Raw genomic sequence first — 22,346 nt, 5'->3', positions numbered from 1 at the left:
GGGTGGATGATGCGTGGAACTCCGATTCTTGCGGTGTTTTCACGGGCCCTATCGCGGGGCAAGCCCGCTCCCACGAGAGCGTGGTCCATCTTTGTGGGAGCGGGCTTGCCCCGCGATAGGGCCATGCAGGAAAGCTTCAAGCCCGCCACAGGTACCAGGCCGCCACAGTGCGATACGGGCTCCACGCCCCGCCCAATACCCGCATCTGCGCAGGCGTCGGCGCCTTGTCCAGCCCCTTCATGCGCCGATACCCCTCGCGCACGCCAAAATCATCCACCGGCAGGATATCCGATCGCTCCAGGCTGTAGATCAGCAGCATTTCCACGGTCCAGCGCCCCACCCCGCGCAACGCTACAAGACGCTCGACCAGTGCGGCATCCGACATATGCAGCGCCTCGTCCCGGCTGGGCACCACGCCCGCCACACGCGCCTGGGCGATCCCGTGAACCGTGGCGATCTTGCTCGCGGAAAGCCCACAGGCGCGCATCGCCTCCGGCGTCACCGTCAGCAACTGTTCGGGCGAGGGAAACGCTCCCTCCGGGAACAGCGCCAGCAATCGCCCGAGGATCGCCTCGGCCGCCCGCGCATGCAACTGCTGGTAGGCGATCGCCCGTACCAACGCCTCGTACGGCTCGCGTCCGGGCGTGGCACGGTGCAGGCAAGGCCCCACAGCGGCAATATGCCGCGCCCAGTCCGGGTCCTGCCCGGCCAGCCAGGCAGCGGCATCGTCAAAGGCCTGCGGGGAAAGGTCTGCAAGGATCATCAAGGGCATTCGCTCACGTCACGATCCTCCAGCCTAGCGCAACCGTTCATCGGTGAAACGCTCAATCTTGCTCATCGAATTACTGGCATACCATTGATCCGCCCGCAACGCCCCGCATAGAATTGAGAACTATTAACAATCACATTATCCGGGCAGGCTCTCCAGACGATGCAGATCGAAGACACGCTGAAACCGGCCGAGGTCGATCTGCTCTATCAGGCGCACCACCGCTGGCTGCGCGGCTGGCTCGGTGCCCGGGTCGGCTGCCGGGAGCACGCCGCGGACCTGGCCCAGGACACCTTCGTGCGCCTGCTCAAGGCGCGCCAGGTCTCGCCGCTCAAGGAGCCACGGGCCTACCTGAGCAGCATCGCCCGCGGCCTGATGATCGACCAGTTCCGCCGTCGTGCCCTGGAAAAAGCCTACCTCGAGAGCCTGGCCAGCTTGCCCGAGCTGGAAGCCCCCAGCGAGGAACAGCGCCTGCTGATCCTCGACACCCTCGAGCGTCTCGACCGCGCCCTGCAACGCCTCAAGCCACGAGTGCGCCAGGCGTTCCTGCTGGCCCAGCTCGACGGCCTCACCCTCACCCAGGTCGCGCAACGCCTGGACGTCTCCCGGGCCACGGTCGAGCGCGACCTGGCCAAGGCCCTGGGTGTCTGCTACCGGATCCGCTACGCCGATGCCTGACCAGAACCCGACCCAGGCCCAGGTCGACGAGGCCATCGAATGGCTGGTGAAACTGCGCTACGACAGCCCCGGCCCACGCAGCGAACAGCAGTTCCAGCGCTGGCTGGCCAGCCACCCGCAGCATGCCCAGGCCTGGCAGCGGGTCAGCAGCCTCGGTGACGAACTGGCCAGCCTGCCCGCCGAGTTGAGCCGCCAGACCCTGGCCGGCAGCGAACGCCGCCGAATGAGCCGGCGCGACCACCTCAAGCTGCTGTCGCTGCTGGCGCTCGGCGCCAGCGTCGGCTGGGCCGCGCGCGAGCCCCTGGGCCTGCCGGCGCTGATGGCCGACAGCCGCACCGCCACCGGCGAGCGCCGCGAGCTGCTGGGCAGTGACGGCAGCCTGATCCGCCTGAACACCGCCAGCGCCATCGACCTGCGCTACAGCGCCGAGCAGCGCCGGCTGACCCTGCTGCGCGGCGAGGTCAGCCTGGACGGCAACGCCAACGACAACCGCCCGTTCAGCATCGACACCCGCGTCGGCGCCCTGAGCACCCAGGGCGGCCAACTGCTGCTGCGGGAAAATGCCCAGGGCCTGCTGCTGGCCGTGCGCCGGGGCGAGGTGACGCTGTTCCCCGCCTCTGCCGCCGCGCATCGGGTCAAACCCGGCGAGGTGCTGCAGGTGTCCGCCCAGGGCGACTTCCAGCCCGCCACCCTGCACGGCGACCCCTGGGGCTGGACCGACGGCGTGCTCAGCGTGCAGCAGATGCCCCTGGGCGAGTTCATCGACGAACTGTCGCGCTACCGCCCCGGCCTGCTGCGCTGCGCGCCTGAAGTCGCCGGGCTCAAGGTTTCCGGCACCTTCCAGCTGGCCGACAGCGACCAGACCCTGCTGCTGGTAGCCCGTAGCCTGCCGGTGCGCGTCGACTACCGCACACGCTTCTGGGTGAGCATCGGCGCCGCCTGAAAACATAGCAAAAATAAATGAGGTGGAATCTCATTCTCGTCCGGCCTGAAGGAAACAAGCCCGAACAGTGGTCTGCCAACCTTCAGGAGCGCTTCATGATCCGCCCGTGTTCCCCCCGCAACGCCACCCTGCGCCATGCCATCCGCGCCGCCGCCCTGGGCCTGGGCGTGGCCTGTGCCGGCCTGCCGCCGACCCTCGCCCTTGCCGCGCCCGCCAGCCAGAGCCAGCAGCGCGACTGGAATATCCCGGCCGGCCCGCTGGCCGCCGCGCTGGACCAGCTGGCGCGCCAGGGCGGGCTGAACCTGTCGTTCGACGCCACCAGCCTGCGGGGCAAGACCACCCAGGGCGTGCAAGGCCGGCATGACAGTGCCCAGGCCCTGCAGATCCTGCTGCAAGGCAGCGACGTGCAGGTCCAGCAGGAAAGCGACAAGAGCTTCCTGCTGCTCCCGGCCCTGGACGTCGGCGACGCCCTGCAGCTGGGTGCCACCAGCATCTCCAGCAACCGCCTGGGCGAAACCACCGAGCATAGCGGCTCCTACACCACCGGGGCGGTGACCATCGGCAAGACCCCGCAAAGCATCCGCCACACCCCGCAGTCGGTGACCGTGGTTACCCGCCAACGGATCGACGACCAGAACATCACCAACCTCACCAACCTGCTCGAACAGACCCCCGGCGTGGTGGTCAACCTCACCGACAGCGAGCGGGTGCAGTACTACTCGCGCGGCTACCAGATCGACGCCATCCAGTACGACGGCGCCACCGTGGTGCAGAGCAGCGGCGGCGGCTCGTTCATCCAGAGCGACTCGGCGATCCTCGACCGCGCCGAGGTCCTGCGCGGCGCCACCGGCATGCTGCGCGGCGCCGGCAACCCCTCGGGCACCGTCAACCTGGTGCGCAAGCGCCCCACCTACGAGTTCCAGGGCGAAGGCAGCGTCACTCTCGGCACCTGGGACGCCCAGCGCTACGTCGCCGACCTCTCCGGGCCGCTGACCGAGACCGGCAACGTGCGTGGCCGGGTGATCGCGGTGCACGACGAGAAGGACCACTTCCAGCAATCGCGCCAGGAGCGCAAGGACGTGCTGTACGGGGTGATGGCCTTCGACCTCGACGACAGCACCACCCTGACCACCGGCCTGGAATGGACCCAGCTCGACGCCACCGGCGCCTGGGGCAACCTGCCAGCCGACTACGACGGCTCGCCGCTGCCGTTCGGTCGCAGCACCTACCTGGGCGCCGACTGGAACCGCTGGAACCGCAGCAACCTGCAGACCTTCGCCGAGCTCGAGCACCGTTTCGACAACGACTGGACGCTCAAGCTAATGGCCCAGCGCACCCACTTCGAGCTGGACGACAACGGCTTCAAGCAGACCTACTTCAGCCGCGCCACCGGCACCGCCAACCCGACCCGCAACCCTTACCTGATGAGCTACCAGGTGACCGAAGGCGATGGCGGCGAAAGTCTGCAGAACAACCTCAGCGCGACCCTCAATGGCCCGTTCGACCTGCTTGGCCGCACCCACGAGCTGATGCTGGGCGTCGAGCGCATCCGCAACGACTCCTACGCCTCGGCCACCAACAATGTGCAGTCGGGCGTGTTCGACATCCGCACCTGGGACCCGAAGACCAGCCTGGCCAATCCGCACATCGACATCACCGCCCACCCGGTGCGCACCCGCACTACCCAGGAAGGCGCCTACGCCACCTGGCGCATCTCCCTGGCCGAACCGCTGACCGCGATCATCGGCGCCCGCGCCAACTGGTACGACTACGAGCAGGAGAACAACACCAAGGCCAGCGGCAAGTTCAGCGTCGACAACGAGATCGTGCCGTACGCCGCGCTGATCTACGACCTCAACGAGAACTTCAGCACCTACGCCAGCTACACCGAGATCTTCAACCCGCAGACCAACACCGATGCCGCCGGCTCCGTGCTCGAGCCGGTCACCGGCGAAGCCTACGAGACGGGAATCAAGGGTGAGTTCTACGAGGGCCGGCTGAACACCTCGCTGGCGTTCTTCCGCATCTACCAGGTCGGCAATGCGCTGGACGATCTCAGCGGGCCGAACCCGTGCCTGCCCAACTACACCAGCGGCTACTGCAAGGTCGCCGCGGGCAAGAACCGCAGCCAGGGCTTCGAGCTGGAGATTTCCGGCGAAGTGCTGCCGGGCTGGAACGTGACCGGTGGCTACACCTACAACACCACCGAGTACCTCAAGGACACCACCGGCAACAACGGCAACCCGATCCGCACCACCGACCCCAAGCGCCTGCTGCGCCTGTTCACCAGCTATCGCCTGCCGGGCGAACTGCAGGCCTGGACCGTGGGCGGCGGCGTGCAGGCGCAGAGCGACATCTACAACCGCAGCGGCAGCGCCGAAGCCTCGCAGTCGGGGTATGCGGTGTACAACGCGATGGTCAACTACCGCTTCAATGACAACTATTCGCTGCAGTTGAACGCCAACAACCTGTTCGACAAGAAGTACTACCGCCAGGTGGCGCCGACGCCGACCGGTTACTACTGGGGCGATCCGCGCAATGTCTCGGTGACCCTGCGCGGCACCTTCTGAAGCGCATTGGCTGCCGCATCGGGAGCCAGCGCGGGTTTCAGACTGCGGCGCGCAACGCCCGCGCCGCCGCCACCATGTTCACCAGCGCCGCCTCGGTCTCCGGCCAGGCGCGGGTCTTCAGGCCGCAGTCCGGGTTGACCCACAGGCGCTCGGCCGGAATCCGCCGGGCCGCCTTGCGCAGCAGGTTGACCATCTCCTCCTTGCTCGGCACCCGCGGCGAGTGGATGTCGTACACCCCCGGGCCGATCTCGTTCGGGTAGTCGAAGCGCTCGAAGGCCTCCAGCAGTTCCATGTCCGAACGTGAGGTCTCGATGGTGATCACATCGGCATCCATCGCCGCGATCGACTCGATCACGTCGTTGAACTCGCTGTAGCACATGTGGGTGTGGATCTGCGTTTCGTCACGCACGCCCGAGGCGCACAGGCGGAAGGCCTCGGTGGCCCACTCCAGGTAGCGCGGCCAGGCACTGCGGCGCAGCGGCAGGCCTTCGCGGAAGGCGGCCTCGTCGATCTGCACGATCCTGATGCCGGCGGCTTCCAGGTCCACCACCTCGTCGCGGAGCGCCAGCGCCAGCTGGCGGGCCTGTACTTCGCGGCTCACATCCTCGCGCGGGAAGGACCACATCAGCATGGTCACAGGGCCCGTCAGCATGCCCTTCATCACCTTGCGGGTCAGGCCCTGGGCGTACTTGATCCAGTCCACGGTCATGGCCTTCGGGCGGCTCAAGTCGCCGAAGATCACCGCCGGTTTCACGCAACGCGAGCCATAGCTCTGCACCCAGCCGAAGCGGGTGAACACATAACCGTCCAGTTGCTCGGCGAAGTACTCGACCATGTCGTTGCGCTCGGCCTCGCCGTGGACCAGCACATCCAGGCCAAGGTTTTCCTGGATCTGCACCGCATGGCGGATCTCGCTGTGCATGGCCTCGACGTAGTCCGCCTCGGTCAGCTTGCCCTGCTTGAACGACTGGCGTGCCAGGCGGATCGCGGAGGTCTGCGGGAACGAACCGATGGTGGTGGTCGGGTAGGCTGGCAGGTTCAGCCCGGCACGCTGCTTGGCAATGCGCTGCTCAAAGGCGGTTGCACGCTGGCTGTCGGCGGGCTTGATCGCGGCGACGCGGGCCTGCACCGCCGGCTTGTGGATACGCGGCGAGGTGGCGCGGGCGTGCTGCACGGCGCGACTCTGCGCCAGTGCTTCGACGACATCGGCCGCCTCGGGCTGGTTGAGCGCCTTGGCCAGCAGCGCCACTTCCTGGCACTTCTGTACGGCGAAGGCCAGCCAACTCTTCAGCTCGTCATCGAGCTGGTCTTCACGCGCCAGGTCCACCGGGCTGTGCAGCAGCGAGCACGACGGCGCCACCCACAGGCGATCACCGAGGCGTTCGTGGGCATGGCGCAGCACGTCCAGTGCCTTGTCCAGGTCGCAGCGCCAGACGTTGCGGCCGTTGACCACGCCCAGCGACAGCACCTTGTAGGCCGGCAGGCGGTCGAGGATGGTCGGGTACTGGTCCGGGGCGCGCACCAGGTCGATGTGCAGGCCATCGACCGGCAGGTTGGCGGCCAGGCCCAGGTTGTCTTCCAGGCCGCCGAAGTAGGTGGCGATCAGCTTTTTCAGCGGTGCGCGCTGGAGGATGTTGTAGACGCGCTCGTAGGCGTTCTTCCAGTCCTGCGGCAGGTCGAGGGCGAGGATCGGCTCGTCGATCTGCACCCACTCCACACCCTGCACGGCCAGGCGGTTGAGGATCTGGTCATAGAGTGGCAGCAGGCGGTCGAGCAGCTCCAGCTTGTCGAAGTCGGCGCCCTTGGTCTTGCCCAGCCACAGGTAGGTCAGCGGGCCGATCAGCACCGGCTTGACGGCGTGGCCCAGGGCCTTGGCTTCCTCAACCTCTTCGAACAACTGCTCCCAGCTCAGGGCGAACTGCTGGTCGGCGGTGAATTCGGGGACCAGGTAGTGGTAGTTGGTGTCGAACCACTTGGTCATTTCCTGGGCGTGGGCGCCGCCGCAGCAGTTGTCGCTGCCCTTTGTTCCTACGGCACCACGGGCCATGGCGAACAGGGTCTGCAGGGTCGGCTTGGCACCGTCCTTGGCACGGAAGCGCTCGGGGATCACGCCGAAGGTCAGCGAGTGGGTGAGCACCTGGTCGTACCAGGCGAAGTCGCCCACCGGCAGCAGCTCGATGCCCGCGGCCTGCTGCACCTGCCAGTGCGCGGCGCGCAGGCCACGGCCCACGGCACGCAGGCCGGCTTCGTCCAGCTCGCCCTTCCAGAAGGCTTCCTGGGCTTTCTTCAGCTCGCGGTCGCGGCCAATGCGAGGAAACCCCAGGTTGTGTGCCAGTGCCATGTTGTCGTCCCTCGAGCCTTGAATGTGAATGAGGGGATTCTGGGCGCCGTAACAAGGTGAGACAAACTCATTAAATTTGAGATGAACTCAAGATTTGTTCATGATCGGTGATCTGCCTGTAGGAGCGGCCTTGTGCCGCGAAAGGGCCGCAACGCGGCCCCGGCGATCGTTGCATCAACACTGACATCCTGGGGCTGCTGCGCAGCCCTTTCGCGGCACAAGGCCGCTCCTACAGGGGGCTGGGTCGCCTAGGATGTCTCAATCAACACATTCCCCCGCGCAATCAGACATGCCCCACCCGCCAATCTGCCGCACACTGCCACCCTGCCCCAACCCGGTAGCCCGCACCCCATGAGCCTGCTGAAAACGACCCTGGACGCCAACGCCTTCGCCTGCATCCTGGAATTCGTCCCCAAGCCCGGCGCCGAGCGTTTCGCCACCCTCGAAACCCTCATGGCCCGCACCCGGCTGTGCGGCTGGCCCATGACCGTGGCCATCGGCGACCGCGTCGCCAGCGCCCTGGACATGTCGCCGCTGGACGCCTTCAGCAGTCTCTCGAACCCTGTCCCCGCCCTGCTGCACTTCTCCGGCAAGGACCGCGAACGCCGCGACCTGCTGGCCCAGCTGCAACGCATGGATGCCGCCGGCCTCGACCAGCTCCTGCTGCTGACCGGCGACCGCCTGCCCGGCCACAACCCGGGCGAACGGCCGGTACGCTACCTGGAATCCGTGGCCGCCTTGCAGATCGTCCGCCAGGCCCGCCCCCACTGGCTGCTGGCCGCCGCGCTCAACCCATTCAAGTACCAGGAGGCCGAAGGCGGCGCGCAGTACTGCAAGGCCGAAAAGAAACTCGCCGCCGGCGCCGACCTGTTCATCCTGCAGCTCGGTTTCGATATCGACAAACACCAGGAAGCCTTCGACTGGATGCAGCGCCAGCCCCGGCCCAAGCCACTGATGGCCTGCATCATGGCGCTGACCGAAGGCCGCGCCGGGATGCTCGATCACGTTGCCGGGGTAACCGTCACGCCGTCGATGCGCGCGCTGCTGGCCGCCGAAACGGCGGTGTCCAAGGCCTACGCCAGGGAACGCGCCAACCATCGCCTGGCCTTGCAGGTGATCGGCCTGAAACTGATGGGCTATGCCGGCGTGCACCTGTCCGGCATCCACGAGGTGGCTCAGTTCGAGGCCCTGGAGCAGGCCATCGACGCGCTGCAGCCGCAGTTCACCTCACTGCAGGACTGGGCCCCGGCCTGGGAAGCGGCCTGGCAGGCACCTGGCCTGGCGCCGGTCACCTTCCACCCACCCGGGCACGCCTGGTGCCTCGGGCAACGGCAGATCAATGCATCGAACAAGGAAAAGGCCCGCTATCACTTGCTCTCGGCGATGCACCATCAGCTGTTCAGCCGCACCACGGCCTTGAGCAAGGCCTTCGGCTGGGCCGTGACCCGGCCGCTGTGGGCCAACCCCACGGCGGCGCAGTGGCTGCATCAGCTGGAGCGGCATATCAAACGCCCGATGGTGGGGTGCGATACCTGCGGCAGCTGTCGGTTGGAGGACACGCTCTACATCTGCCCCGAGACCTGCCCCAAAGGGCTGGCGAACGGGCCGTGCGGAGGCACGAGCCTTGACCGTTGCGAGTTTGGCGACCGGGAGTGCGTGCACAGTGCCAAGTATCGGCTGGCGGTGAGCGTGGGCAGGACCGAGGTGTTGCGCGAGCGGTTGATTCACTGTGTGCAGGTGGAGAGCCGGCATCGCAGTTCGTGGCCGGTGTGGTTCGACACGAAGGCAGCCCCCTCACCCCAGGTAAACGCCACGCCCGAGTTCAACGAGTGAACGGGCACGGCCACGCTAGATCTTCAGGGACAACCACATGGCCGCTTCGAAGACACTCCTGTCGGGATGCTGGGTGTAATAGTCCACGGTGAATGCCTTGATCGCGGCAGGACCCGGCAGCACCTGCAACGGTATTTCAGGTCGAGGTTGCGTTGCATGCTGACGCCGCTCAGGCCATGGACAAGGTGACGGCCAGGCAGATGTTCCTTTTCATACTCGCTTCCAGTAATTCGTGCTCCGCGGATTCAGCGCTTGATGCACCGAGCCTGCGCGGGTTGCGCAGCATGCCGCGCCCGTAGCGCCAGGGCATCGAAATGACGGACTCGAAGGCACACGTTGGAATACAGGTACACAACGCGTATAACCCTATCCAACCTGGCTACGCGCCGTTTTTGTGAAGATAAGGAAGTCCGATGAAGAAGTTGCTCGCCGCTTCGATGCTGATGCTGCTGTCTGCCTGTGTCACCGTGCCTAAAGGTGACCCCATGGTGGATGCTCAGATGAAGCGCTTCGAGACCGTTCCAGGCATGACACGCGTCTACATCTATCGAAATGAAACGATGGGAGCCGCCATGAAGTACGACGTGCTGATCGACGGCCGCATGATCGGTGCAACAGCAGCCCACACCTACCTGGTGGCGGAAGTACCGCCTGGGCCGCACACCATTGCTTCCGATGGCGGCACCTTGAGGATGATCAAAGTCGAAGCCCAGCCAGGCAAGAACCTGTTCATATGGCAGGAGATGAAAATGGGCTTTGGCGCCGCCGATGCCAAGTTGCACGTGGTTTCCGAGGCCGTGGGCCGCAAAGGCGTGCTGGAGACGAAGTTGGTGGGCGGGCTTTGAGCATTGGTTGACATGCCCATCGGCAATCGCGTCGCCCCTCTTGCTCGATTGCCGGTCTTGCCTCACCGTACAGACAATTGTCATTACAAAGAGGCTGCAAGCATGGCGTCCATCAATGTGCGTATCGACGACGACCTCAAAGTGCGCGCCTACCGTGAGCTGGAAAAACTGGGTGTAACCCCTTCCGAGCTGATGCGCCAGGCACTGCAATACGTCGCTGAGCGTGGGCAACTGCCGTTCAAACCCGTGTTGCTGACCGAAGAGGATGAAGCATTGCTCGCCACGGTACGCGAACGCCTGGCCGCGCCGCAGAGGGTAAGGGTAACGCTGGATGACCTATAACCTCGACTTTAATGCGCGCGCGCTCAAGGAATGGCGAAAGCTCGGCGACACCATTCGCCAGCCGCTCAAGAAGAAGCGCTTTCTTTTGCCAGTATCAGCCTGAACTGCATCAATTCTTGATGGGCCTGCCCATAGCCTGCCTCCTGCACATGCGCCTGCAGGTCCTTGAGGCAGAGGATCAGACTGGAATAGCCCAGTACCGAGCAGGCACCGAGCAAGCGGTGGACACGATACAAGGCGGCCTCCTTGTCACGGTCCTGGATCGCCATATCCAGCGCGTCGGCATCCTCCCACAGCGACTGGGTGGCCGCTTCGAGGTTGCTGATCGACAACGAATCCTGCGCCGTCTCGATGATCGGCATGTTGGTCCAGAGCTGAAGCGTATCCCTGAGCTTGCCTAGCTGGATCGGCTTGCTCAGCACGCCGTTCATGCCGGCCTCGAAGCAGGCGATGGTGTGCTCAGGGCCGCTGCGCGCCGACACCGCCACGATGGGCGTCGGTGCAATGCCTCTCGCCACCTCGGTGTGTCGCCAGCAGCGAGCCACCTCGAATCCGGTGGTATCCGGCAGGTGCCAGTCGAGCAGGACGATGTCGTAGCGATGCTGTTCCAGCGCCCGCAGGGCATCAGCGCCGGTTTCCACCGCTGTCACCTGACAACCCAGGACCTCCAGTTGGGCCTGCAACACAATCCGACTCGCGGCCGTATCCTCGACCAGCAGAACCCCACAGGTCTGTTCAAGCGCACGCACCTGGAACGCACCCGGGCCTGGCACAGCCTCTGCTGAGCGCTCGGCATGCGGCCCCCGCACCTCACACGGAATCGACACAGTGGCCACGGTGCCTTTGCCCAGTTCGCTGTCCAGCGCGATCTCACCCCCCATCAGTTCGCACAGTTGTCGACAGATCAACAACCCCAGCCCCGAGCCGCCATTGCGCTGGGTATTTTCACCAGCCTGCCCATACGGTTTGAACAATTTCTCGAGGCTCTTCGGGTCAATGCCGATGCCGCTATCGATGACCTGGATCCGCAGCAGACCGACGCCCGATGCCGAGGCGTCTTCGTTCAGCCCGACACTCACCTTGACCCCACCGACCGCCGTGAACTTGATCGCATTGGTGATCAGGTTTTGCAGGATCTGCTCCATGCGCGCCTTGTCCAACATCAGCAACGACTCGACAGCAGACTCCGGCAGAAGCTCAAGCGTCAGCCCTTGTTCTTGAGCCTTGGCAGCGAACAGGTCGACCACCGAGACGACCAGTTGCGTGATATCCGTCGGCGCATAGTCGAGCTGCAACGCGCCTGCTTCCAGCTTGGACACATCCAGCACATCGTTGAGCAGGTACAGCAAGTTCTCGGAGCCGCTTCTGGCCAGGTCGAGCAGTCGACGCGACTCACCCGACAATTCGTTGCTGCGCCCCAACAACTCGATGGACGCGATGATCGCGTTCATGGGGGTACGTATTTCATGGCTCAGCACGGCGATGAACATCTGTTTCTCGTGCTCGCTGCGAACGGCCAGACGCCGTTCCTTTCGGGCATGCAAGGCAAAAAAGAGGATGAGCAGCACGCTGATCAGGGCCAGCCCGATAACCGCCCCGTAATGATCGAGCAACACCCTCAGGGTCGGTGCGCCATAGGTCGCGGAGCCGAAACTGCGCTCTTCGATTTCAAAGAAGCGATCAGCACTGATCGAGGCGAGCGCCTTGTCGATGATGCCATGCAAAATCAGCTGGTCACGTCGCACGCCCATGGTCAGTTCCACCGACAGGCTCGCGATACCCCCCGACATCTGCAGCAGTCCGTCATACTTTCGGCGCAGGTAAGGCAGCATCGTCTTCCCGACCCCCATCGCCACATCCGCCCGCCCTTCGACGACCGCGACCAGCGCGTCCTCGGAGGTCCTGGTTCGCAGGATGTTGAGCGTGGGATAAAGCGCCCGCACCTTGCTTTCGTACTCTCCCCAGCCCTTGATGGCGACCACCTTGCCTTCCAATTGCTTGATATCGAAGATCATCGAGTGGTCTTGATGCGCAAAAATGAAGGTGTTGGCGATGGAATAAGTGCGTGTCTCATAAACGAGATTTGCAAAAGCTGGCGGTGCAAAGCCACTCACCAGGGACGACACCATGTCCACTTCGTGCCGCTCGAGCATGCCGGCCACCGATGTCCAGCCAGTACCCGGCACCGGCTCGAAACGCAACCCGGTACTCTGCTCCACGATCGCCAGATATTCGGCAGCAAGCCCCTTCAGACTGCCGTTCTCCAGGTACTCGATCGGTGTCCAATCGGGCTCGACCGCGACCCTGACCACCGGATTCGCCTGGATCCAGGCGCGCTCTTCGTCGCTGAGCATGATCTGCTGGGCCAGTGCTGGCTGAAACGACGCCACCAGGGCTAGCAGACCAAGCAGTCGTAGCGCCATCAATAGACCCCAAAGTGATGCTTGAGCTTGAAAAACTCGGCATCAGAGGTGACGCCCAGCTTGCGGAAGGCCGCCCACTTCTGGGTGCTGATCGTCTTATCGCTGCGAGCGAATTTCCGGGCGATCTCACTGACCGTGAGGCCGGCGAGGAAACAACGGATGACCTCGCTTTCCTTGACCGACAGCCGCACGCCTTCGACCCTCAACGCATCGCACTCGGCCAAAGGCATCAATGTGGGGCGCAAGGTCGGGTTGACGTCGATCTCCACCAGGCGATAGGCCATGTCGGGATCGATAAAGACCTTGCCGCTGTTGACCTTGCGAATCGACGTGGCGACCAGGGCCAAGTCCTGGCTCTTGCCGACAAACCCACGTGCGCCCACCCGCAAGGCCAAACTGACGATCGCCGGATCGTAATGCGCTGAGAAGATCAGGATCCTGGAGGCGGGAAACTTGGCCACGAGCGCACGAATCAACGACACCCCGTCGACTTCGTCCGGGCTCAGGAAGTAATCGACCAACAGCACATCCGCCGGGGCATCGCGCAAGCCGACAATCATTTCGCGACTGGACCCGTAGCTACCCACCACCTGGATATCCGGCTCCGCACCAATGCAAGCCGCCACGCCAAAGCGCACCACGGCGTGATCGTCCAGCATCGCAACACGTATGACTCCAGATGGCTTACCCATGTTGCCTCCATCGAGATCCAGCGTTGTAGAACTCTCGATCAACTGGAAGACGGACTGCAATAGCCATCCGGCAGAGCGACGCTCTTAAGGACAGCTATTGAAGGCCGGCCGCCATCACCGCGTTCCCTTTCAGCGCAAAGCCAATTGGATAGGCTCAGCCCTGAACACGAGCCTAGAGGAGTGCAAACAGATATCAAGGTGTTCGATTAAACGAGCCGAACCGCATCACCACTGATAGCCGACACCGAGCGCAACCCCCATATCGCTGCGGGTGTTGGCCGTGCCCATGAAGTTCGATGACCAGCGACCGCTGTCCGAAACATACGAGACACCGACCGCCAGCGCGGACTCGCCGCGGTAGTTACCCACGCCCACCGAAGTCATGCTGCTGCCGGCGACTATCGAACGCGGAAGGTTGGCCATTGCCATGGCACCGGCGATACCCGCGCTAAGGGTGTTGTCCTGCTCTTTGAGCTCATGGTGAAGCTGCGTGAAGCGCCGATCGGTGTATGCGTTCGACCGCTCGACGGCAACCGTTGCCGTGTGTGCCAGCTGCGACACATTGACAGCATCGGTCCCCCGGGACCCAGCGGCGACGTGGGTGATCTGCCGCTCTGCGCCAGCACGCCCTACCGAAACCGAATCCTTGCGCTCGGCCACCGACTGGGCGCCCACGGCGACGCTGTTGTCGGCGAGTGCCTTGGCGTCGCTACCCACGGCACTGCTGTTGCTGCCCTCGGCGCGAGCCCGGGTGCCAACCGCCAGGCTGTTTTGCCCAACCGCCTGGGCACCACTGCCACCGGCCACAGCATCATTGCCAGAGGCCTGGGGCTGGGGCTGGCTGCTGCGGGCATTGACCTGGAAGGCACCGCCAGTACCCTTTTGCAGGCTGGCCACATCGGCCGCAACCTGGGTGGCCTTGTGTGCGGCCTGCGTCGCAACGCCCTCCACCGCCTTGACCGACTGGCTTACGGTGACAATGTTGGTATCGGTGTAGGCCTTGGCTTGCTCTATATCACTGGCGATGCCCGTGGCGGCTTCGCCGAGCAGCGTGCCCAAGTGGTCGACACGCGCGTTCGTGGACGACAGCTGGCTGCCATTGACCGCATCGGTGCTGGTGGCGGTCAGGGCGCCCGACTGGACATTGGTCAGACGAGCGGATTGGCCACCGGGGTTGAGGGTCAGTTGAGCCTTGTTGTTGACGTCGTCGTACTTGACTGCCGCCTGGGACGCCTGGACGGCCTCACCGACTTTTTTCGCCCCATCGAATAATACGGGCGTACTAGTTTTGAGTGTCTTAGCCAGTGCATCCATGGCAAACACAGAAGCTTCTGCCGCTTCACGCCTGGTGATTAAAGTATCATTACCCGGATCATTCAATCCGGCTTTAAAAGTTTCCAACAGCGTATCCGCAAACCCACTCGGCAATGAAAACAGTGGCAATGAAGTCTGTGGATTGGGGAAATTACCAAGCCCCTCCATGTTTCTTACAAGACTTTCGAAAACAGCAGTGAAACGGGCATTGTCCGCAGCCGTAGGGGCCGGCCCCTTGATCGCCTCTGCAGCCAGCGCCGTGTGCGAGCTGACGGCAGTCAACAGGAATGAGGCCAACACACCACTTACCCAACGCGTCCCTACAGGCGCGAAGTTAATATCAAATTTCGAAATCACGACCGAACACCACTCTATTGAACTCAATATTCAATGCAAGACCTGGAATGTCGATTCATTCGCACCCTCGCAAACAGACTCCACGGCGAAGACACGGACTGTCCGTCCGGAAACGTCAGTACCCGGGTTAATCAACGTAGTTTGTTTGCAGGCAAGCGAGGAGATGTCGAGATGCCGCTCAGTGAGTAGATATAGGTCGACAGGAGACTTTACAGTCTTCGCTGAAGAGGCACGTCCTTGTGCGTTTTCATATCCCTTCCTTTTCTACCCCCGCGGACTTCCATCACGCACCAGATAACTCTTGGTCTTGCGATTCGCTGCACATCGAGCCTGCCAGGTAGGCAGGCTTGCCAGGCATTCGCTCCAACACCCGTTGCGTTTGAGCGTGGGGCCATGGTCCAAGAATCCATCAGGTGAAAATATCGGATATCCCCTAAAAATCAGAAAACGCCTGTGGGTAAACGTGAGCGGAGTAAGATTTACCGCAAAGCGGCCAAGTGATTTCAGGCTGACTCAGCGACATCCAGAGACACGAACATTTCGCGCCCTTGCCATTCGCCCGCCAGCCCGGAAACGACCACCAGCCGATTGCCGGCCCCTGAAGCCGCCACGACACACCGCCCCTGCTCGTCCCAGAACGCGCTGCGCCCTGCCGCCGCCCAGCCGCCCGTGGTGCCGCCATGGTTGGCCATGAGCACGGCCATTGCATGCCGCTGTGCATGACCTTGCAGCAACGCGCTATCCGCCGGATACCCGCCCTCACCGATCAGCACACCCGTCGCGTATACCTGCGCGCCGCGCTGCGCCGCCTGGGCGGCATGCTCCGGATGGCTGAAATCGGCACACACCGACAAGGCCACGGACAGCCCGGCGACGGACAACAACTCGCCGCCGCTCCCGGCACTGAAGAATACGTCTTCACCGGTATGCAGATGCTGCTTGGTATAGACCGCAATCGAGCCATCCGGGTGGAGGATGCAGGCCGCAATCCGCGGCTTGTCCTGGCCCGGCACCTTGAGCGGCATCCCGACCACCGTGGTCATCCCCGCTTCCTGGGCCAACTGGCGCAGTGGCGCCAGCAGCGGCGTGTCCAGGCCCTGCGCCAGGGCACTGGACACGGCGGGCGCGTAGCCCGTGAGGGACAGTTCGGGGAAGAGCAACAGGTCCACGCCATGCTCATGGGCCTGGCGCATGAACGCCAGGTGCAAGGCCAGGTTGGCGGGGATATCGCCATCACCAATGGCGCATTGGGCGGCGGCGAACACGGCTGAGGGCATGGGCGTCTCCTGACAAGGTAGGTGGACTCTGCTCGGCTACTGTCCAGTAGACAACCTTTGCATCAGCCATGGAGGCAGCGTGGGAGCGGGCTTGCCCCGCGATGGCTCTCCCACTAGCCCCACAGCTTGGCTCCAGCCCTTGTGCAGAAAGACTATGATGCTCTCCTGCACGCAATCAGCCTGACAGGGGCCCATCATGAGTCTGAGTGTTCTCTACGCGTTGGTTGCAGCCGCACTGTTCGGCGCAAGCACACCGCTCGCCAAACTGCTGGGTGTCGATACCCCGCCCATCCTACTGGCCGGTCTGCTCTACCTGGGCAGCGGCGTCGGCCTGACCCTCGTCCGCCTGGTGCGCGATCGCGGCTGGCAGCGGCCCGGGCTGCCTGCCGGAGAATGGCCCTGGTTGCTGGGTGCGATCTTCTTCGGCGGCGTACTTGCACCTGTGGCGCTGATGTTCGGACTCACTCGCACAGCGGGGGCCACTGCATCGCTGATGCTCAACCTCGAGTCGGTCCTGACGGCGGTGCTGGCGTGGGTGGTGTTCAAGGAAAATGCCGACCGCCGGATCGTGATCGGCATGGTGGCCATCGTCCTGGGCGGTATCGTGCTGTCATGGCCACAAGAGACCGCAACCGCCCATGACTGGACCGGCCCGCTGGCGGTGGCGTTCGCCTGCCTTTGCTGGGCGATCGACAACAACCTGACCCGCAAGGTCTCCGCCTCGGACGCGATGTTCATCGCCGGCAGCAAAGGCCTGGCGGCGGGCGTGGTCAATGGCAGCCTGGCCTTGGCCATCGGCTCGCAACTGCCGGCCCTGGGCACACTGGGGTCGATCATGCTGGTTGGGTTTCTTGGGTATGGCGTCAGCCTGGTGCTGTTCGTCCTGGCCCTTCGCGGGCTGGGGAGTGCGCGCACCGGGGCATACTTTTCCACGGCACCGTTCCTGGGAGCTGCGGTCGCGGTCCTGATGCTGGGTGAGTCGGTGTCCGTGATGTTCCTGCTCGCTGCGGCGTTGATGGCCTTGGGTGTGTGGATTCACCTGATGGAGAACCATGTTCACGAGCATCAGCACGAGGCCCTCGATCATAGCCACCGGCATACGCACGATGAGCACCATCGGCATGAGCATGACTTCGAGTGGGACGGTACCGAGCCGCACAGCCACCCGCATGTGCATGCGCCGCTTCGACATAGCCATGCACATTTTCCGGATGTTCATCATCGGCATAGGCACTGAGCCAGTCAGGGTAAGGGGATAGATTTTTCTCATCCATCAGCGTTGGAGAAATTCGTCCCCTTTACCGTTCGATGATTTGTCATCTGTTAACCATATTTTTGATTTGTTAACCACTTAGGTTTACAGTGCAAAAAATGGCTTAAAACGGCACACTCTCGACATGGCTAACCCACACAAGGAAACCCAGCGCTACCTTGAGTCCGTCCTCGGTGTACCCACTCACCTGAAACCGGTATCTCCCAAGCTCCCCTACCATCTACTGGACACCTACACCTGCTTCGAACTCACCCTCCAGTTCAAGCCGTCGCCGCTGGTGGTGTTGCTGCTCTTCCCCTGCAATCCAATCTACCCAGGCGCAGTTACCCTTACCAAACACTTGGCTCAGATAAGCCAAGCTACCCCTGCCACACCCGTTTACGTCTGCCCTGCTTTGTCCGCTGCCGACCGCCGCAGCCTGATCAGCCACCAGCTCAATTTCATCCAGCCTGGCTATCAACTATTCATCCCCGAACTGGCCATGGACCTGCGCGAACGTGTCCGCCAACGCCGCGTGCAGACAGCCATCACCGCACTGCTCCCCGCCGCCCAGGCCATATTGCTGGCCCGCCTCTATCAAGGCGTGATCAACGAAACGCCATTCCCGGCCAGCGCACTCCTGGGTGACCTGAACTACAGCCGTGTGACCCTCTCGAAGGTCGTGGAGCAACTGCTTCATACCGGCCTGCTGATCGCCAGCCAATCCAAAGGTGCGGTGCAGGCCTATGCCTTCAGCACCAGCGTGCCCGAGCTGTTCAAACAGGCTCGGCCTTACCTGCGCTCCCCGGTGAAACGCAAAGTCGCAATTTCCGCCGAACCAGCTCTCGGCCATGGTGTTTTCCTGGCTGGTGAAACCGCCATGGCCAGCCAAACGCTCTTGGCCGCACCCGCGCAGCCCGTCTACGGCATGACCAAGCGGCGTTTTGATGCGCTGCTTGCCGATGGCTCGTTGCGCCTCAGCCAATCGGTGGACGACACCCGGGCGTGGGTGGAAATCTGGGCCTACGACACCCTCGATACATCCGGCAACCGTGCCGATGCAGCTTCCCTGTTCCTGAGCCTGGACAATGCCCAGGATGAGCGCGTCCAGATGGCGCTCGATGAACTGAGGGAGCGGGTGGAATGGTTGGGGTCAGGGGACTAACACTTTTCGGGCAGCACTTCAGTCGCTATCGCGATCAGTACGTGCTGATTGGCGGGGTGGCTTCATCACTTGTGATGGACGAGGCCGGCATCTCATTCAGGACTACCAAGGACCTCGATATCGTTCTGATCATCGAAGCGCTGGACAGCCAGTTCGTCGCGGCGTTCTGGGCATTCGTCCACAGCGGTGGCTACCAGATCCGCCAAGCCAGCACCGCACACCCAGTGTTCTATCGGTTCCAGAACCCCACGGACGAAAACTACCCTGCGCAGCTCGAACTGTTCTCGCGAACGCCCGACGAGCTCGACCACCCCGAGCACGCCACACTGACTCCAATCCCCACCGACGAATCCGTCTCAAGCCTCTTGGCAATCCTGCTCGATGAAGGCTATTACGCCTTTCTGCTCGAAGGTCGCCGGCAGAACGACACGCTCTCGTACATCGGCGCAGACCGCCTGATTCCTTTCAAGGCCAAGGCTTGGCTGGACCTCTCGGCGCGTAAGTCTGCGGGGGAGCAGGTCGACTCACGAAACATTCGTAAGCACCGCAATGACATCATGATGCTGACAGGCTTGCTGACAGGTGAATGGGGAAGTCTGCCGTCGGGGATTGCCAACGACATGGCACTGTTTCTGGAGCATTTGGCTGAAGAAGAGATGGATCTGAAAGCCATGGGTTTGAGAGGCACTCGGGAATCGATAATTGAGCGCCTGGCTAGGGTGTTTTGTATCAATCCTCCCGCCCAACACCGCCAGTGACACCCTGCCCACCACATTCAGCATCCCGCCCCAACTCGAACCCTGCGTTTTACCCAAGGTATACTCCCGCCCCGTCGCGCCCAGAGTGGCGCGTAGCCTTCATGCGCAGGATGCCCTATGTCAGTTCAGCAACACGTTGCCGCCGCCGATACCACCTTCACTGCCGCGCTCGAGCCGCTCAACCATGCCCTTGAGCAGGTACGCCAGGCTGAAATCCGGCTGCTGCAGCGCAGACGCCAGGTCACCCTGGCATTCATGTGCGTCCAGGCCGCCTACTGCGGCTACCTGATGCTCAAGTGGATCTGGCAGGGCCATTACATCGGCGGGCCGATCTATGCCGTGTTGCTCTGGTGCCTGTTGTGGCTGCTGTATTACCCGGTGTCGGTGCTGTGGTACCCGCGCCAGCGCGCACTGGACAAGGCATATCGCGCGCTCGATGCTGCACGGATGGAAGAAGGCAAGGCGTTCCTGGCCAGCAAGGCCTTGGGCGCGTATCGCTGGGTCTGCCGCGGTGGGCGCATGCTGGCGGTGTTCCCCGACAGCCGTATGCTGTATGTGCTGGCCCCGGAGGTTGGCGAGCGCCACGCACTGATGGATGCGCCACGGGTGGTCAAGCAAGTGCGCGTGGACGAGCAAGCTGTCACCCGCAGCACCACCCAGACCACCACCAAGCACGGCTGGCGCAACGTCTACGCGTTCAACAATCAGTTCGGCATGATCGGCGGCGGCAAGTCCCGCTCCACCTCGACCACCACCCACGACACCGTGCGCACCTTCACCCTGCACGTGCAGTTGCAGAGCGCCGGCCAGCATCCCTACTGGATTCAACTGCCCTTTGCCGCCGACTGGCAAGAGGCGCGCAACTGGCAGTTGCTCATCGAGCAAGCGACCGGGCGCTGAGCAGCGAGCAACACGGCCTGATCGAGCCTGGTTTCGAATGGACCCTCAACGCCTGGGCCAACGTGAACCAGGCCGGCCACAGCAACGCACTGCATGGCCACCCCGGGGCGTTCTGGTCCGGCGCTTACTGGGTGGACGCCGGTGGCCGAGAGGACGACCCCGCCGTTGGCGGCGACCTCGAGTTCATCGACCCACGCGGCATGGTCGCCTCCACCTACAACCCGGCGCTGCGCATGCGCGTCGGTGGGGTCTGGCGTGGTGAGCGTAGGGAAAAACGCCAAAACTCTTGACATGATTAGCAAGTCAGAGGCTAAAGTGTCCACGAATCATGGAATGTGGACGGCCCGGACTTTTACTCGAATGAAGAGTCAAGATATTTTGCTCCTGTTCAAGATGGCGAGCCTCTATGCCCAGGAGGAGAACTTGCTGATAGACAACGAGCAGCTCGACCGCGCGGTTGAGAGCGCCATGCAGGCGCCTGACTGGGAATACAACCGAACGGGAAGGTTTTTGAGGCCAAGCGGCTCTGAATATCCCGACACTGATTCGGCGCCAGCTCTTTCCTATTCAAATGTCGCCAAGGAAGCGCGTTTGATCCTCATGGGGGGCGAAAGCTGGGAGGGCTGGACCGATCCCGTTGAACCTGTTGACGCAGCGCGCTCGTCCTGGAGTGATCGCTACTCAGTCAGGGCGCTTTCGGCATCGCTGGGCCTGAGCAAGAGCGAAGTGTCAAATGCCATGGGCAGGTGCCGCGAATCAGGCCTGCTGATCAACGACCATGCTACCGGGCTGCCGAAGGTCAATCGCCGTGAGCTTCTCAAGCTTGCCGAGCACGCGCTCAAGTACTTCTTTCCCGTACGACCAGGCGCTTTGGTTCGCGGGATACCGACCTGTTTCGCCGCTCCCGCATTGAACCGCAGCATCCGCAGTGCTGGAGAGACCCTCTACGTCTGGCCCGACCCACTGGGGGTCGAGCGCGGCCAGCTGATAGAACCTCTCTACAAGACGGTCCCCCATGCGGTGAAGCAGGACCGTACGCTGTACCACTATCTGGCTCTGGTTGACGCAATACGTATAGGCGGCCCTCGCGAAACAAGTGTCGCGGTAGGCATTCTCAAAGCTGGATTGGGGGTGAAGTAAATGCCCTTCAGCGCTGACCACAACTACGAGCTCCTTGAGTTGGTCGCTCACGGGCTTGGTGAAGACTTGCTGGATGAAGTCGCATTCGTGGGCGGCTGCACAACGGCCATGTTGGTTACCGATCCGGTAATCATCGATGACATACGTTACACAGAGGACGTCGATCTGGTTATCGAGTTGGCCGGTATCGTTCAATGGACCCGCCTCACGGAACGGCTCGCCGCAAAAAACATAAAAATAACCGGCGAGGATGACGTCAATTGCCGGTTTCGTTTCAACGACGTGATCGTAGATATCATGCCCACAGCCGCAGAAGTCCTGGGCTACACCAACAGATGGTTTGTCGAAGGTTTGGCTCATTCCGCTACACAACCACTTCCAAGTGGCTTGGAGATAAAAATATTCAGGGCCCCGTACTTCCTGGCTACCAAACTGGAAGCGTTCAAAGGCCGAGGGAAAAACGACCCTTATCACAAGGATGTAGAAGACATCCTGATCGTGATCGATGGGCGCCCCGAACTGATGCAGGAACTCAAGACGGCCGAAAACGAGCTCAGGCAGTACGTTGCCGCCGGGATCACCGAACTGTTGAGACTCGACGGGATTGACTATGCGGTTCAGAGCAGCAACTCCGTAAGGTCCACCCCAGGCCGGGAAAGCCTGATCTTTCAACGCTTGCATGAACTGGCCGCCTTGAAATGAGGTGCTCGACGAGGTCGCTCAAGGGAGCGTCGCCTGACAGGCACA

At 62.9% G+C, this 22,346-nt stretch carries 18 protein-coding genes and 2 pseudogenes; 14 read left to right on the top strand and 6 right to left on the bottom strand.

Annotation, left to right across the window (positions count from 1 at the left end; genetic code table 11):
* Positions 1–136 precede the first annotated feature (136 nt).
* Entirely contained in the window at positions 137–763 is a 627-nt protein-coding gene (locus tag PRtIB026_RS07290) for a DNA-3-methyladenine glycosylase family protein (protein WP_203648011.1), read from the bottom strand.
* A gap of 168 nt (positions 764–931) precedes the next feature.
* Here PRtIB026_RS07290 and PRtIB026_RS07285 point away from each other — a divergent pair, with 168 nt between their 5' ends.
* The 3 genes from PRtIB026_RS07285 (at position 932) to PRtIB026_RS07275 (ending at position 4,960) form a co-directional block, all read left to right on the top strand.
* Entirely contained in the window at positions 932–1,447 is a 516-nt protein-coding gene (locus PRtIB026_RS07285) for a sigma-70 family RNA polymerase sigma factor (RefSeq protein ID WP_186735844.1), read from the top strand.
* Positions 1,440–2,390 carry a FecR domain-containing protein gene (locus PRtIB026_RS07280; RefSeq protein WP_203648012.1) on the top strand — a complete coding sequence of 317 codons (951 nt, stop codon included), beginning with the start codon at positions 1,440–1,442 and terminating at the stop codon, positions 2,388–2,390. Before PRtIB026_RS07285 ends, PRtIB026_RS07280 begins: the two co-directional genes overlap by 8 nt.
* 95 nt (positions 2,391–2,485) lie before the next feature.
* The gene (locus tag PRtIB026_RS07275) at positions 2,486–4,960 is read left to right on the top strand and encodes a TonB-dependent siderophore receptor (protein ID WP_203648013.1); all 2,475 of its coding nucleotides are present in this window, start codon (positions 2,486–2,488) and stop codon (positions 4,958–4,960) included.
* Positions 4,961–4,997: 37 nt separating this feature from the next.
* Here the strand turns inward: PRtIB026_RS07275 and metE are convergent, their stop codons facing one another.
* Positions 4,998–7,301: a 5-methyltetrahydropteroyltriglutamate--homocysteine S-methyltransferase gene (metE, locus tag PRtIB026_RS07270; protein ID WP_203648014.1), complete on the bottom strand. Its 2,304-nt coding sequence runs from the start codon at positions 7,299–7,301 to the stop codon at positions 4,998–5,000.
* A 351-nt stretch (positions 7,302–7,652) separates the two neighbouring features.
* Between metE and PRtIB026_RS07265 the strand changes: the two genes are divergently transcribed.
* From PRtIB026_RS07265 to PRtIB026_RS07250, 4 genes and pseudogenes are all read left to right on the top strand, one after another.
* Positions 7,653–9,134: a methylenetetrahydrofolate reductase C-terminal domain-containing protein gene (locus tag PRtIB026_RS07265; RefSeq protein ID WP_203648015.1), complete on the top strand. Its 1,482-nt coding sequence runs from the start codon at positions 7,653–7,655 to the stop codon at positions 9,132–9,134.
* Between the two features lie 413 nt (positions 9,135–9,547).
* Entirely contained in the window at positions 9,548–9,979 is a 432-nt protein-coding gene (locus PRtIB026_RS07260) for a DUF2846 domain-containing protein (RefSeq protein WP_244670929.1), read from the top strand.
* A 102-nt stretch (positions 9,980–10,081) separates the two neighbouring features.
* Positions 10,082–10,321, top strand: a complete 240-nt coding sequence (locus tag PRtIB026_RS07255) for a type II toxin-antitoxin system RelB/DinJ family antitoxin (RefSeq protein ID WP_203648016.1) — start codon at positions 10,082–10,084, stop codon at positions 10,319–10,321.
* Positions 10,311–10,397, top strand: a pseudogene (locus PRtIB026_RS07250) (type II toxin-antitoxin system mRNA interferase toxin, RelE/StbE family); the annotation flags it as partial. The gene PRtIB026_RS07255 and the pseudogene PRtIB026_RS07250, both read left to right, overlap by 11 nt.
* Here the strand turns inward: PRtIB026_RS07250 and PRtIB026_RS07245 are convergent.
* From PRtIB026_RS07245 to PRtIB026_RS07230, 4 genes are all read right to left on the bottom strand, one after another.
* Complete coding sequence (locus PRtIB026_RS07245; RefSeq protein ID WP_244671026.1) at positions 10,387–12,675, bottom strand: ATP-binding protein; 2,289 nt, start codon at positions 12,673–12,675, stop codon at positions 10,387–10,389. The pseudogene PRtIB026_RS07250 and the gene PRtIB026_RS07245 overlap by 11 nt on opposite strands.
* 68 nt (positions 12,676–12,743) lie before the next feature.
* Positions 12,744–13,496, bottom strand: coding sequence for a response regulator transcription factor (locus PRtIB026_RS07240; RefSeq protein ID WP_324256562.1), 753 nt, complete (start codon positions 13,494–13,496; stop codon positions 12,744–12,746).
* Between the two features lie 165 nt (positions 13,497–13,661).
* Entirely contained in the window at positions 13,662–15,107 is a 1,446-nt protein-coding gene (locus PRtIB026_RS07235; RefSeq protein ID WP_203648019.1) for a YadA family autotransporter adhesin, read from the bottom strand.
* A gap of 503 nt (positions 15,108–15,610) precedes the next feature.
* Positions 15,611–16,384: a carbon-nitrogen hydrolase family protein gene (locus PRtIB026_RS07230; protein ID WP_267813734.1), complete on the bottom strand. Its 774-nt coding sequence runs from the start codon at positions 16,382–16,384 to the stop codon at positions 15,611–15,613.
* 196 nt (positions 16,385–16,580) lie between these two features.
* On the opposite strand from PRtIB026_RS07230, the gene PRtIB026_RS07225 reads away from it, so the two are divergent.
* The 7 genes and pseudogenes from PRtIB026_RS07225 to PRtIB026_RS07195 all read left to right on the top strand — a co-directional run bounded on the left by PRtIB026_RS07225 (position 16,581) and on the right by PRtIB026_RS07195 (position 22,301).
* A complete protein-coding gene (locus tag PRtIB026_RS07225; protein WP_203648020.1) occupies positions 16,581–17,621 on the top strand; it encodes a DMT family transporter in 1,041 nt (346 codons plus the stop codon).
* 160 nt (positions 17,622–17,781) lie between these two features.
* Positions 17,782–18,801 (top strand): hypothetical protein, encoded by a 1,020-nt coding sequence (locus PRtIB026_RS07220; protein ID WP_203648021.1) that lies wholly within the window; start codon positions 17,782–17,784, stop codon positions 18,799–18,801.
* Entirely contained in the window at positions 18,780–19,559 is a 780-nt protein-coding gene (locus tag PRtIB026_RS07215; RefSeq protein ID WP_203648022.1) for a hypothetical protein, read from the top strand. The genes PRtIB026_RS07220 and PRtIB026_RS07215 overlap by 22 nt, the downstream gene beginning before the upstream one ends.
* Positions 19,560–19,676: 117 nt before the next feature.
* Positions 19,677–20,459: a hypothetical protein gene (locus PRtIB026_RS07210; protein ID WP_203648023.1), complete on the top strand. Its 783-nt coding sequence runs from the start codon at positions 19,677–19,679 to the stop codon at positions 20,457–20,459.
* Positions 20,453–20,701: pseudogene (locus tag PRtIB026_RS07205) on the top strand (putative 2OG-Fe(II) oxygenase); the annotation flags it as partial. The gene PRtIB026_RS07210 and the pseudogene PRtIB026_RS07205, both read left to right, overlap by 7 nt.
* A 118-nt stretch (positions 20,702–20,819) precedes the next feature.
* A complete protein-coding gene (locus PRtIB026_RS07200) occupies positions 20,820–21,599 on the top strand; it encodes a MarR family transcriptional regulator (protein WP_232854760.1) in 780 nt (259 codons plus the stop codon).
* Complete coding sequence (locus PRtIB026_RS07195; RefSeq protein ID WP_244670931.1) at positions 21,600–22,301, top strand: hypothetical protein; 702 nt, start codon at positions 21,600–21,602, stop codon at positions 22,299–22,301.
* Positions 22,302–22,346: the final 45 nt, after the last annotated feature.

The organism is Pseudomonas sp. RtIB026 (assembly GCF_016861355.2).
Taxonomy (GTDB): domain Bacteria; phylum Pseudomonadota; class Gammaproteobacteria; order Pseudomonadales; family Pseudomonadaceae; genus Aquipseudomonas; species Aquipseudomonas peradeniyensis.
Note: the sequence above shows the minus strand (reverse complement) of the source record. Positions and strands in the feature narration are given on the sequence as shown.